The following is a 13,421-nucleotide window of genomic DNA, read 5'->3' on the forward strand; positions in this document are numbered from 1 at the left end:
GGACATTAAAAATTGCTAATCGCTTTTTAGTAGATATATTTCTTAATATATTCTGAAGCATTTTTACCTACTATATATCCATTTTCTCCGCTGCTAAATACACTTTCTTCTCCTAATACTAAAGTTCCTGTAGCAAAAATTCCTTTTTCTGATGTTTGGAAATCTTTATTTACAACAGGATGACCTTTATCATCTAAAATCATATTTACTTTTCTTATTAAGAAAGTTTCTGGATAATAACCTATTTTCAGAACTAATGAATCACACTCTATATTTTTTACTGTATTATCTTCTAAATTTCTAATATCAACGCTTTTTATTCTTTCATTTCCATAGAGTTCAATAACCCTATGTTTTTTTATTATGTTTATGTTAAAGCCTTCTATTATATCTAAATATTCCTCTAAGCCATTTTTAGAAGTATCTAAAAAAGCTTGAATTTCTGCTCCTTCAATTTCTAATCTTCTTGCAAAAATTAAAGACCATTTATTATTTCCAACTACCACAACCTTCTTTCCTGGAAGATACCCTTGAAGATTAACAAGCTTATGGGCTGAAAGTAAAGTAAATATTCCTGTATATCTATGGATAGGAATATTAATATTGCCTGTGAATTTTTCTCTACATCCTGAAGCAAGAATTATTGAACTAGCTTTTATTTCTTGTATTCCCTCTTCTGGATTTACATAAGTTAACACTTTATTTTTACTTATTTCTAAAAGCTCTGTATTTAATTTAAAACTCCCTTTTAAAGCTCTATATTCTCTTATTAATTCACTAGATAATTCCGGGCCAGTAACTTCTGTTCCTAGAAAATACCTTCCAAAACCATTATGAATAAATATGTTTAAATTACCACCTAATTCATTATTTCTATCTAAAATCAATACATTTTTTATTCCATTTCTTAAGGCTGAAACTCCTGCTGAGAGGCCGGAAGCTCCACCTCCAACTATTACTAAATCATATTGAAGCATAATTTATCCTCCATAATTTTTGAAAATCTATAAATATTATATCATATAGAAAAAGCTTCTAATCTTAAGAATTAATTTATATTTTATAATTTGATTTATATAATATGCTATATTATAATTAAGACCTACAATTAATATAATTATTTCATGCATTGACTGAGGTGAAACAATGAAAAGAATTTATAGTAAGTTTAAAAGCCATTACGAAAATATTCTTACATATAATAGTTTAATAAAAATAATATTATTTTTAATTCCTTTATTAGGTATATTTCTTAAAACAATAATCTTTCAAGGCTTTATATCAAATGAGGATCCCTATTCATTAAATTTATTATTAGGCTTCAATAAGGTAAAACCTTTTATAGGGTATTATTTTTCCTTCATTCTGGTATTTCTTAGCTTTTCCTTATTGTTTAAAGCTAAAGGTAGAATAATATATTTATTTATTATTGATGCCTTTATTACAGCCTTAATACTATTAGATTTAGCTTACTTTAGAGGTTTTCAGACCCTTCCTTCAATATTATTGATAACACAAATGGCAAACTTAGATAATATGGGTGGGACAATATCCTCAATGTTTAGTAATAAAGATTTTTTACTATTCATTGATTTCATTTTGCTAGGATTATTTGTATTCTTTACAAGAAATTCTTATAGAAAACTAAAAAGAAGAGCTCCTATCTCCTTTGCAGTAATTTTTATATTAAGTGTTTTTTACATACAATATGTTCCAATTAATATTTATGTATTTAATAATGAAGATGTAAAGAATGGATATTTATTTTCAAATTACGATCCAACTGATACTGCTAGATATTTTTCATCAGTAGGATATCATATATTTGATCTTATTAATACCTATAAAGATTCAAAACCTTATAAGTTAACAGATGATGATAAAAATCAAATAAATCAGTTTTTTAATGAAAAAGAAAAACTAGAAAACAATGAATATGCAGGAATATTTAAAGGTAAAAATCTTATTATTATTCAAGTTGAATCCTTAGAAAGCTTTGTTATAAATAAGGAAGTTAATGGACAAGAAATTACTCCTACTATGAATAGTTTAATTAAAGAAGGATTATATTTTCCTAATATATATGAACAAGTAAATGAAGGGACAAGCTCTGATGCAGATCTTATGATAAATACTTCTATGTATCCCTTAAGAAGAGGAAGTACCTTCTTTAGATATCCAGCTACGAACTATAACTCTCTTCCAAATTTACTAGAAGAAGAAGGATACAATACAGTGGCAATACATCCAGATAAGGGTTCCTTTTGGAACTATGCTGCTGGTTTAAGAGGTATAGGCTTTAATAATTTTATTGACTATTATTCTTTTAATATAGATGAAGAAATTGGACTTGGCTTATCGGATGAAAGCTATTTTAAACAAGTTACTCCAATACTTAAAGATTTAAATAATCCATTTTATGCTTTTACAGTAACCTTAACCAACCATGGTCCTTTTGATTTACCAGCAGAGAAAAGAACATTAGAAATAGATAAAACTTTAGATGAAAATATACTAGGCGGATACTTCCAAAGCGTAAACTATACAGATAGACAGATAAGGAACTTCCTTTCCCAATTAGATAAAGAAGGTTTACTTGATAATACAGTAGTTGTAATTGAAGGTGATCATACCGGTGTTCATAAATATTATAATAGCGCTATAGAAACCTTGGCTAATCCAGAAGACTGGTATTTAGATAATGGTCATCATACAGTACCTTTTATTATTTGGTCTAAGGGAATGAACAAAGCAAAAAGCTTTGAAACAATTGGTGGACAAATAGATATTATGCCTACAATCTTATATTTGATGGGTATAGATAATGAAAAATATATAAATACTGCTTTAGGAAGAAATCTTCTTAATACAAATAAATCCTTTGCTGTTTTAACAGATCTTACTGTCATAGGAGAAAACCTTACAGAAGAAGAAAAAGAATTATATAAAAATATGGTTGAAATGTCGGATAAAATGATTAGAAGCAACTATCTTGATAAGTAAAATTTGATAATTTATACTTTAACTTTAATCTATAAAATTAGAAGCCTATTTGTGAAATCACAAATAGGCTCTTTTCCACTCCTTAACTCCAAACTCCTAACTACTAACTACTAACTACTAACTCCAAACTCCTAACTACTAACTAAAAACTCTACTTTCCTGCAATAGATAATTCCTTAACTATTACCGATGGACTTCCTACACTGCTCATTGGAAATTTTAAGTCATTACCCACCTCTTCAATATTTTTTAATAAATCAAAGAAGTTACCAGCTACCGTTATTTGTTCTACAGGAAAATCTTGCTTACCATCTTTTATACAGAAACCCTTGGCTGCTAAAGAAAAATCTCCTGTTATAGAATTCGCTCCTGAATGTAGTCCTGCAAATTCAGTTATTATAACACCTTCACCTACTTCTTCTAATAATTCCTTAAAGGCTTTATCTCCTGGTTTTAAATAAAAATTAGTTGGAGATACTCCCACAGAAGAGGCATAGGAAGATTTAAATCCATTTCCTGTTGTCCTTGTATTTCCTTTATGGGCTGTTTTTAAATTGTGTAATAAGGTTATTAATTTACCTTCTTTTATTATATCTTTCTTTCTTGTGGCAACTCCCTCATCATCAAAAGGAACTGATGCCAATCCATCTTCAAGATGTGGATCATCTATAATAGTAACTTTTCCACTTGCGATTATTTCTCCTTCTTTATCTTTCAATAAACTTAATCCCTTTTGGGCTGCATCTCCACTAAATACTCCACAAAAAGTTCCTAAAAGAGAAACCATAGCTTCATTATTTATAACAATTTTATATTTACCTGAAGCTATTGACCTTGCTCCAATTTTTGATATAGCTTCCTTTACTCCGTCTTCAGCAAGTCTCTTAGGATTTATTTCATTAACTGATTTTGCCACAGTATAACCCATACCATCTAGCATATTTTCTTCAGCTTTTATAATAGGTATAACATAAGCACTCAAAAGATTAGATTTATTTTCAAGATTAAGTCCTTTAGAATTTACTATTCCATACTTAGCATTTGAATAACCTATACCACATCCTTGGAAGCTAACTACTCTATCATCTAAATTTTTGGCTTCTTTTTCCATAGCTAATGCTAAATCTATTAATTTATTCGGATTTACATTTTCTAATTCCTTATGATAAGTATTAACATTGGCATATTCCCTATCTCCTTCATAAATAAACTGAAGATCATTATTTTCTATTGCTAAGGCACTTTCCATAGAATTCTTAACTAACATATCAATTGCATCTTCATCTAATATTTCTGTATAAGAATATCCTATTTTACCATTAACTTTTCCTCTAAAGGATAATCCGTAGGAGCTTGTTAAATTATATTTTTCTACTTCTTCCTTATAAACATTAATACTTAAACTTTCTTTATCTACATAGTAAACTTCATATTCCTCAAAACCAGCTCTTTTTGCTTTTTCAAATAGCTTATCTATAAAAACCTTCACTTCCATATATATCCCTCCTATCTTCCACCTACTGTTATTTCTTTTACTCTTATCATAGGTTGACCTACATTAGTTGGAATACTTCCTGATATAGAACCACACATTCCTTGTCCTTGTGCCAAATTTGTACCTACCATATCTATATTCATTAATATTTCGCTTCCTTTTCCTATTAAGCTGGCCCCTCTAACTGGTTCCTGAATAGCTCCATTCTTAACAATATATCCCTCAGAAACTGCGAAATTAAATTCTCCTGTTACTGGATTAACTGATCCTCCACCCATCTTTTTCGCATATAGTCCATTATCAATTGATTTTATTATATCTTCTTCTTTATCAGTTCCTGCTGCAATATAGGTATTAGTCATTCTTGAAGTAGGAGCAAATTTATAGCTTTCTCTTCTCCCACTTCCTGTAGGCTCCATCCCCATTCTTCTTCCATTTAATTTATCTATTAAATATCCTTGTAATATTCCATCTTTTATCAAAACATTTTTTCTTGTTTTATTTCCCTCATCATCAATATTTAATGATCCCCAGGCATTTGGTATAGTTCCATCATCAATAGCTGTAACTTTAGTAGATGCTATCTGCTTTCCTATCATATTTGTAAATACTGAATTTCCCTTTGCTACAGCAGTTGCTTCTAGAGAATGTCCGCAAGCTTCATGAAAGATTACCCCTCCAAAACCATTATCAATGGCAACTGTCATCTTCCCTGCCGGACAAGGTCTTGCATGAAGCATAGTATGCGCAACCCTTGAAGCTTCTCTTCCATAATACTCAGGATCAACAGTTTCAAATAATTCAAAGCCTTTATGAGCTCCTGGTCCCTCAAAACCTGTTTGATTTTCACCATTAGCTGAAGCTACTGAACTAATAGCTAATCTTGTCCTAACTCTTCTATCCTCAGTTAAAAGACCTTCTGTATTTGCAATTAAAACATTTTGTACTTTATCTAAATAAGTTACTGAAACTTGTTTGATATCATCACTATATTCTTTTGCTGATTTATAGCCTCTTTTCATTATCTCAATTTTCTTATTTGTTGAAACTGATGAAGGAAGATATAAAATAGGATGATTATTATAAGAAATTTTATCATTTAAAACAATGCTTATGTCTTCTTTTAAATCTCCAAGGGCTAATGCTGCCTTTTCAGCAGTATCTAATAATGATTGTAAATTAGTATTATTTGTATAAGCATATACACTCTTTAATCCCTTAAATATTCTAATTCCAATACCATGGATTCTTCCTGATATTGTATTTTCTACAACTCCATTTAATAGATTAATTGAAGTATTTAAAGTATCTTCTTCAAATATTTCTGCAAAATCACCGCCTGTTATTAAACATCTAGCTAGAACGCTAGATAATATATCCTTTGATAACATAATTTATCCTCCCTATTTTAAATTTTTAAATGCACTTTCCCAATATTTTACGTAATCTCCATTTGCCCATTCTGCCATTATTATTTCTTCATTTTCTTCTATTTCTATAGTTAAGATAGGAGTTGAATTTATAGTTCTATCTTTAATTTCATAAGCCAATAATTTATCCTCTAATTGAACTATCGCAATTCTTCCATTAGGAGAAGTAAAAGCATCTTTAAGAAATGGGGTTTGTGCCTTAAGCTCCTTCCAAGATATTAACAAAGTATCATAATTCAATAGTTTTTTTAATGGATTAATATTAATTCGATAATCTAAACTATCTGAATTTTGTAATTTTATATTCCCTATCAATACCCACTTGCCTTTTACTCTATCTAATTTAAAATTACTATAATCAATTTTATAAGCACTTATAGTTTTATCTTTAAGGTATTCCGTCAAAGCTACTTTATAATCAATTTCGTATTGATTTACTTCCCCTTCTGAATATATATCTCCAATCTTTAATCCTTCATTAGAATTAATATTATCTATAGGTATTGTTTGATATCGTTGAAATTTATTTTGAAAATTATCTCCTTCATAAACTTCCATTGATATATAATCATTTGATATAAAAGTTATATTTTTATAAATACTGCTTTCAAAGTTATATATTTCATCTATTTTATAAAGATCACCATCTATTTTTCTTGCATTAAAATATTCATAATGAATTCCATTTTCATCTAAAACTTTATTATTTATTTCCCAAATTCCATTCATTCTAGGAAAAACTATATAGTTCTTTTCTAAAACAGGCTGAATATTCCCATTATACATAGATATCCATAATGTTCTATAACTTTCATTACTATAATTTCCCTTATCATTTAATTCCCTATTTTTCTTTAAAACAAGCATAACTCCAACAGGACTATTATAATCTTCTAAAATAAATTCAGGCTCTATAACTTCATCTTCATTTGTCTTCTCAAAACTTTCCTTATTTACCTGAATTTCAACAGCCTCACTTTCTGTTTTATTTAAATAAAACAATATTCCTTGATAATATAAATAACCCTTATTATCATTATCAATTATGAATTCACCTATTATATTATTTTGATATATTATAGTAATTACTTCAATTTTTTCTTTATCTTTGATTATATCACTTATTTTTAATTTAAATTCATAGGAAACATTATATGACGCATTTACTAGCTTGAGTTTATAGGATGTATCTTTATAAATTTTATTTGCTATATCAATACTATTATTAGTGATATTTATAGTTTCATTTTTTAATGCTAATATTTCAGATTTATTTTCTATATTATCATCGATAAGATTAATATCAATTATTTTCCAATTACCTTCTATAATTAAACTATCATTTGAAGGAGCATTTATAGATTGAATTTCCCTTGAATTTACTTTACTACATCCACTGTTCAATGTAAATAATCCTATAAGAAGGAATATTATAATTTTTCTCATTTTTTATCCTCCTTGGTTTTATTTAATATAACATAAACTTCTGTGCCTACTCCTTCTTCACTTAAGATTTTTAATTCTCCATTATGAAGTCTAATAATTTCATCACAAATTGAAAGTCCTATACCATTCTTAGATTTTGAATTTTTTCCCTTAAAGAATTTTTCTTTAACCCTAGGTAGATCTTCTTTTCTTATACCGCATCCATTATCTTTTATTAAGAAGATTATATTTTTATCTTCCTCAGAAACATCCACTTTAACTTCTCCATTTTCACCAGTGAAATTAAAAGCATTGTCTAATAAATTAATAAATACCTGTTTTATTCTGTTAACATCAATATCTATAGTAGTCTCAATGTTACAATTAACTGTAAAATTTATTTTTTCACTTAATGCCCTTCTTTCCATTATTGCCTTTACTTCATTAAGCAATTTTGATATCGATATAGTTTCTATATTTAACCTCATATTTTCATTTAATAGATTTGAAAAATTAAGAAGCTCTTCAACCATTACTGTCAGCCTATCTGCTTCTTTTTCAATAATATTTAGTCCAAGTTCTAATGTTTCTTTATCAGTTTCATCATCCCTTAAGGTTATGCTCCATCCTTTTATTGCTGTTAAAGGAGTTCTAAGTTCGTGGGATACAGATGAAATAAACTCATTCTTAAGTTGTTCCCTGCTCTCTACCTCTCCTGCCATGAAGTTAAGAGCATTAGACAGCTGTCCAATTTCATTTTGACTTTTAATACTACTCCTTATTTTAAGATTACCACCAGCCATTTCCTTTGCTACTTCTGTTAAATATTTTATAGGTTTAATTATTTTATCAGCTAATAATATACTAAGTAGTATTCCAATTACAAAAGCAATAATAGATATTAATGAAAATCTTAAAATAACATTAGTAATTATTTTATTTACATCATCAAGCGATGTTATTAATCTAATTATACCAATTATTTCTCCATCTATAATAATTGGAGCTGATACAGCCATAACCTTACTTTTTGTATAATTAACTTTTCCAATCCATCTTGATATTTCACCCTTAGAAGCTTTTATTACATCTTCTTTTTTTATAAAATCTTCATCTTTTGCACCAATTGAATCCATTATAAGTTCTCTATTCTTATCAAAAATTTCAACCTGAACATTATTATCCTTCCAAAATATATCTACATCATCATTAATTATTTCATTTAAATTACTATTATAAAAATACTTCTCATATATACTTAAAGAAACATTAATTCTGCTTCTCAACAAATCTTCAGTATTATCATAATAGTATTTTGTTAAAAATATCATTAATAAAATATTTAATATTAATATTATTAAAGAAATAGTAATTAAAATTATTCTAACTACTTGTACTTTAATACTTTTCCTAGTTATTGCTTCCATCTATATCCCATTCCCCATATTGTTTCTATATATTTTGGCTCAGAAGGATTATCTTCAATCTTTGCTCTTATTCTTCTTATATTAACATCAATAATTTTACTATCTCCAAAATAGTCCTTCCCCCAAGCTGAATCTAATAGTTCATCCCTGCTAAAAGCACGATTAGGATTTTCCATAAAAGTTTTTACTATTAAATATTCCTTTGGTGTTAAATATATTTCCTTTCCATCTTTATAAAATTTCTTAGAATAGGGATCTAACTTATATTTATCGATCTTTATAACAGCAGAATTATCCTCCTTTAATCTTCTTAATATAGCCTTTATTCTAAGAACAACTTCCAAGGGATTAAAAGGTTTTACTATATAATCATCTGCTCCATATTCTAAGCCCATTATTTTATCCATATCTTGTCCTTTTGCAGTAAGCATAATTATTCCAATATCTCTATTTTCTTCCCTAATAATTCTGCATACTCTAAAGCCATCAATTCCTGGAAGCATTATATCTAATATAACTATATCTGGTTTTTCTTTTCTTACAAGATTCAACCCTTCTTCTCCATTAACTGCTTCTATAACTTCAAAATTATTTCTTTTTAAATTTATCTTTAAAAACCCTCTAATACTTTCTTCATCTTCAATTAATAATATCTTGTTCATATTCTCTCCTTAAAGCAATTATAAAAATTATTATTATATCAAAATAAATTAAGATATAAAAAAGCCCTTTAGCTAATTATATCTTAATTTATATTAATATTCCCTATTTTAAAGTTCTAAATTCAAAACCTTTCGATTTTAAAAAGTTTATATATTCTTGGAGGCCATTAACGGTATCTTTTTTATCATCAGTATCATGCATAAGAACAAAAATAATATCCTTATCCCCAACTGTATTAATTAAATTATTCATAAACTGTTCTTTTCCATGACTCTTGCCATCTGCATCTCCATTTAAAGCATTCCAATCCATTTGATATAGGCCTAACTCTTTTAATTTTATATACAATTCTTCTCTGCCCTTCCAGCTATAATATCCTCCAGGTAATCTAATTATTCTGCTGTAGAAATCATTTCCTAAAATTCCTTTTAATATACTAGTATTCTTATTCATATCTTCTATAACAGCTTGTACATCTATTATCCCATTAGGATATAAAAGACTATAATTATGAGAATAACCATGGTTAGCAATTGTATGTCCTTCATTATACATCCTTTTTAATAATTCATCAGCTTTTTCATTTCTTTCTATTGAAGTTCCTAATACAAAAAAAGTTGCCTTAATATTATTTGCTGCTAAAATATCTAATATTTTGCTTGTAGCTTCTCTTGATGGACCATCATCAAAAGTTAAATAAGCTATTTTTTTATGATCTTCACGATAGAATTTCCATTGGTAAAGTGTTTCAGGTAATACCTTTGAGACATCATCTATATAGTTATTTGATGCTGTATTTATCTCTTTAATATTAGAACTTTTATTTTCTTCTTTTAACTTTTCTTCATTATCTATTAATTTATCCTCTGTTTTATTATTTAAAGCTTTATTATCCTCAAAATCATTATAATGCTTGTCCTTATTCGAAATAGTATATTTCATTTCAGAAACTTTTTTAGTTATATATTTGAAACCACCTAGTTTTATTATTAACACCATATCTATTATTAAGAATACAATTAATATAAATAAAATAATCTTTAATGTTTTATCTTTCATAGTCATCATTCTTTCTTACATATTCTTCATATTTTTATTATATATTTTTAATTCCAACAAAACATTACAAAGTATTTACAATTCATTATAAACTTAATATAAAGAAGAATAGTTTAATATTATACAAATAAAAAGAGCCTTATAACAATAGATAAATTAATCTATTCTTATAAAGCTCTTAAATAAAAAATGGCTCCGCGGAGAGGGCTCGAACCTCCAACCTATCGGTTAACAGCCGAGTGCTCCACCATTGAGCTACCGCGGAATATTATTTTTCAGAAAAATTTGTTCTCTGAAAATTGCACATGAATATAGCCATTATTATTTTGGTCAAGCCCTCGACCTATTAGTATTAGTCAGCTAAATATGTTACCATACTTACACCTCTAACCTATCAACCTTGTGTTCTTCAAGGGGTCTTACTAGCTTATGCTATGGGAAATCTCATCTTGAGGGGGGCTTCACGCTTAGATGCTTTCAGCGTTTATCCCTTCCCGACTTAGCTACCCAGCTATGCTCTTGGCAGAACAACTGGTACACCAGAGGTCAGTCCATCCCGGTCCTCTCGTACTAAGGACAGCTCCTCTCAAATTTCCTACGCCCGCGACGGATAGGGACCGAACTGTCTCACGACGTTCTGAACCCAGCTCGCGTGCCGCTTTAATGGGCGAACAGCCCAACCCTTGGGACCTACTTCAGCCCCAGGATGCGACGAGCCGACATCGAGGTGCCAAACCTCCCCGTCGATGTGGACTCTTGGGGGAGATCAGCCTGTTATCCCCGAGGTAGCTTTTATCCGTTGAGCGATGGCCCTCCCACGAGGTACCACCGGATCACTAAGCCCGACTTTCGTCCCTGCTCCACTTGTGGGTGTCGCAGTCAGGCTCCCTTCTGCCTTTACACTCTACGAACGATTTCCGACCGTTCTGAGGGAACCTTTGGGCGCCTCCGTTACTTTTTAGGAGGCGACCGCCCCAGTCAAACTGCCCACCTAACAATGTCCTGTCACCAGCTTCATGGCGTCCAGTTAGAATCCCAATACTATCAGGGTGGTATCCCAAGGACGACTCCACTGAGGCTGACGCCCCAGTTTCCTAGTCTCCCACCTATCCTGTACAGACAATATCGAAACTCAATGCTAAGCTACAGTAAAGCTCTACGGGGTCTTTCCGTCCAATCGCGGGTAGCGAGCATCTTCACTCGCACTACAACTTCGCCGGATTTGCAGTTGAGACAGTGCCCAAGTCATTACGCCATTCGTGCGGGTCAGAACTTACCTGACAAGGAATTTCGCTACCTTAGGACCGTTATAGTTACGGCCGCCGTTTACTGGGGCTTAAGTTCACACCTTCGCTTACGCTAAGTGTTCCCCTTAACCTTCCAGCACCGGGCAGGCGTCAGCCCCTATACATCAGCTTACGCTTTAGCAGAGACCTGTGTTTTTGCTAAACAGTTGCTTGGGCCTATTCTCTGCGGCCTGCTCTCGCAGGCACCCCTTCTCGCGAACTTACGGGGTCAATTTGCCTAGTTCCTTAACTGCAATTCTTCCGATGGCCTTAGGATTCTCTCCTCATCTACCTGTGTCGGTTTGCGGTACGGGCACTACTTCTCTCTCTAGATGCTTTTCTTGGAAGCATGGAATCAGATACTTCGGTCATAATGACCTTCCCCATCACACCTCAGGATTGTCAGAACGGATTTGCCTATCCTGACTCCCTAAATGCTTAGACTAGCACGACCAACGGCTAGCACATCCTATCCTTCTCCGTCACACCATCGATAATAACGATAATAGTGGTATTGGAATATCAACCAATTGTCCATCACCTACGCCTTTCGGCCTGGGCTTAGGTCCCGACTAACCCTGGGCGGACGAGCCTTCCCCAGGAAACCTTAGATTTTCGGCCTGTAAGATTCTCACTTACATCTCGCTACTGATGCCAACATTCTCACTCGTAATCAGTCCACCGCTCCTTACGGTACGACTTCAGCCCGATTACGACGCTCCTCTACCGCTCACACGAAGTGTGAACCCGTAGCTTCGGTGGTAAGTTTGAGCCCCGGACATTTTCGGCGCAGGATCTCTCGACTAGTGAGCTATTACGCACTCTTTAAATGAGTGGCTGCTTCTAAGCCAACATCCTAGTTGTCTTAGAAATCCCACATCCTTTACCACTTAACTTACACTTTGGGACCTTAGCTGACGATCTGGGCTTTTTCCCTTTTGACTACGGACCTTATCATTCGCAGTCTGACTGCCGGACTAATAGTATATGGCATTCGGAGTTTGATAAGGTTCGGTAAGCAATATGCCCCCTAGCCCATTCAGTGCTCTACCTCCATTACTCATATCCGACGCTAGCCCTAAAGCTATTTCGAGGAGAACCAGCTATCTCCGAGTTCGATTGGAATTTCTCCGCTATCCACAGCTCATCCCATGCTTTTTCAACAGCAACGTGGTTCGGTCCTCCACGGGGTTTTACCCCCGCTTCAACCTGGCCATGGATAGGTCACCCGGTTTCGGGTCTACGGCATGCAACTAGTCGCCCTATTAAGACTTGGTTTCCCTTCGGCTCCGTACCTTAAGTACTTAACCTTGCTACATACCGTAACTCGTTGGCTCGTTCTACAAAAAGCACGTCATCACCCTCATAAGGGGCTTTGACCGGTTGTAGGCACACGGTTTCAGGTTCTATTTCACTCCCCTCCCGGGGTTCTTTTCACCTTTCCCTCACGGTACTGCTTCACTATCGGTCATCAGGTAGTATTTAGCCTTGGGAGGTGGTCCTCCCTGCTTCCCACAAGGTTTCACGTGTCTCGTGGTACTCTGGATTAGAACTTGATTATTATAACTTTCACCTACGTGGCTATTACACCCTGTGGCTCAACTTTCCAGTTGTATTCGGTTAGCTATAATTT

8 protein-coding genes, 1 tRNA gene and 1 rRNA gene (1 of these 10 cut by a window edge) are annotated in these 13,421 nt (G+C 32.0%); 1 reads left to right on the top strand and 9 read right to left on the bottom strand.

Annotation, left to right across the window (positions count from 1 at the left end; translation table 11 throughout):
* Positions 1-26: 26 nt before the first annotated feature.
* Positions 27-977, bottom strand: a complete 951-nt coding sequence (locus tag BEN51_RS11705; RefSeq protein ID WP_119866228.1) for an NAD(P)/FAD-dependent oxidoreductase — start codon at positions 975-977, stop codon at positions 27-29.
* Positions 978-1,146: 169 nt separating this feature from the next.
* On the opposite strand from BEN51_RS11705, the gene BEN51_RS11710 reads away from it, so the two are divergent.
* Complete coding sequence (locus BEN51_RS11710) at positions 1,147-3,003, top strand: LTA synthase family protein (RefSeq protein WP_119866229.1); 1,857 nt, start codon at positions 1,147-1,149, stop codon at positions 3,001-3,003.
* 151 nt (positions 3,004-3,154) lie between these two features.
* Here BEN51_RS11710 and BEN51_RS11715 read toward each other — a convergent pair whose 3' ends face one another.
* The 8 genes from BEN51_RS11715 to BEN51_RS11750 form a co-directional block, all read right to left on the bottom strand.
* Positions 3,155-4,498 carry a TldD/PmbA family protein gene (locus BEN51_RS11715; RefSeq protein WP_119866230.1) on the bottom strand — a complete coding sequence of 448 codons (1,344 nt, stop codon included), beginning with the start codon at positions 4,496-4,498 and terminating at the stop codon, positions 3,155-3,157.
* An 11-nt stretch (positions 4,499-4,509) separates the two neighbouring features.
* The gene (locus BEN51_RS11720) at positions 4,510-5,889 is read right to left on the bottom strand and encodes a TldD/PmbA family protein (RefSeq protein ID WP_119866231.1); all 1,380 of its coding nucleotides are present in this window, start codon (positions 5,887-5,889) and stop codon (positions 4,510-4,512) included.
* Between the two features lie 12 nt (positions 5,890-5,901).
* Positions 5,902-7,374, bottom strand: a complete 1,473-nt coding sequence (locus BEN51_RS11725; protein WP_119866232.1) for a hypothetical protein — start codon at positions 7,372-7,374, stop codon at positions 5,902-5,904.
* Entirely contained in the window at positions 7,371-8,780 is a 1,410-nt protein-coding gene (locus tag BEN51_RS11730; protein ID WP_119866233.1) for a sensor histidine kinase, read from the bottom strand. The genes BEN51_RS11725 and BEN51_RS11730 overlap by 4 nt, the downstream gene beginning before the upstream one ends.
* Positions 8,768-9,442, bottom strand: a complete 675-nt coding sequence (locus BEN51_RS11735; protein ID WP_119866234.1) for a response regulator transcription factor — start codon at positions 9,440-9,442, stop codon at positions 8,768-8,770. The genes BEN51_RS11730 and BEN51_RS11735 overlap by 13 nt, the downstream gene beginning before the upstream one ends.
* 103 nt (positions 9,443-9,545) lie before the next feature.
* Positions 9,546-10,502, bottom strand: coding sequence for a polysaccharide deacetylase family protein (locus BEN51_RS11740; protein ID WP_236906216.1), 957 nt, complete (start codon positions 10,500-10,502; stop codon positions 9,546-9,548).
* Between the two features lie 190 nt (positions 10,503-10,692).
* Positions 10,693-10,767, bottom strand: a tRNA-Asn gene (locus BEN51_RS11745).
* Between the two features lie 61 nt (positions 10,768-10,828).
* Positions 10,829-13,421 (bottom strand): 23S ribosomal RNA (locus tag BEN51_RS11750) (it continues 313 nt past the right edge of the window).

Origin of the sequence: Clostridium isatidis (genome assembly GCF_002285495.1) — a bacterium.
Taxonomy (GTDB): Bacteria; Bacillota; Clostridia; order Clostridiales; family Clostridiaceae; genus Clostridium; species Clostridium isatidis.

Excerpts from the sequence above, each read along its gene's own strand:
- BEN51_RS11705 (WP_119866228.1), bottom strand. The coding sequence starts at position 977 with ATGCTTCAATATGATTTAGTAATAGTTGGAGGTGGAGCTTCCGGCCTC.
- BEN51_RS11710 (WP_119866229.1), top strand. The coding sequence starts at position 1,147 with ATGAAAAGAATTTATAGTAAGTTTAAAAGCCATTACGAAAATATTCTT.
- BEN51_RS11715 (WP_119866230.1), bottom strand. The coding sequence starts at position 4,498 with ATGGAAGTGAAGGTTTTTATAGATAAGCTATTTGAAAAAGCAAAAAGA.
- BEN51_RS11720 (WP_119866231.1), bottom strand. The coding sequence starts at position 5,889 with ATGTTATCAAAGGATATATTATCTAGCGTTCTAGCTAGATGTTTAATA.
- BEN51_RS11725 (WP_119866232.1), bottom strand. The coding sequence starts at position 7,374 with ATGAGAAAAATTATAATATTCCTTCTTATAGGATTATTTACATTGAAC.
- BEN51_RS11730 (WP_119866233.1), bottom strand. The coding sequence starts at position 8,780 with ATGGAAGCAATAACTAGGAAAAGTATTAAAGTACAAGTAGTTAGAATA.
- BEN51_RS11735 (WP_119866234.1), bottom strand. The coding sequence starts at position 9,442 with ATGAACAAGATATTATTAATTGAAGATGAAGAAAGTATTAGAGGGTTT.
- BEN51_RS11740 (WP_236906216.1), bottom strand. The coding sequence starts at position 10,502 with ATGAAAGATAAAACATTAAAGATTATTTTATTTATATTAATTGTATTC.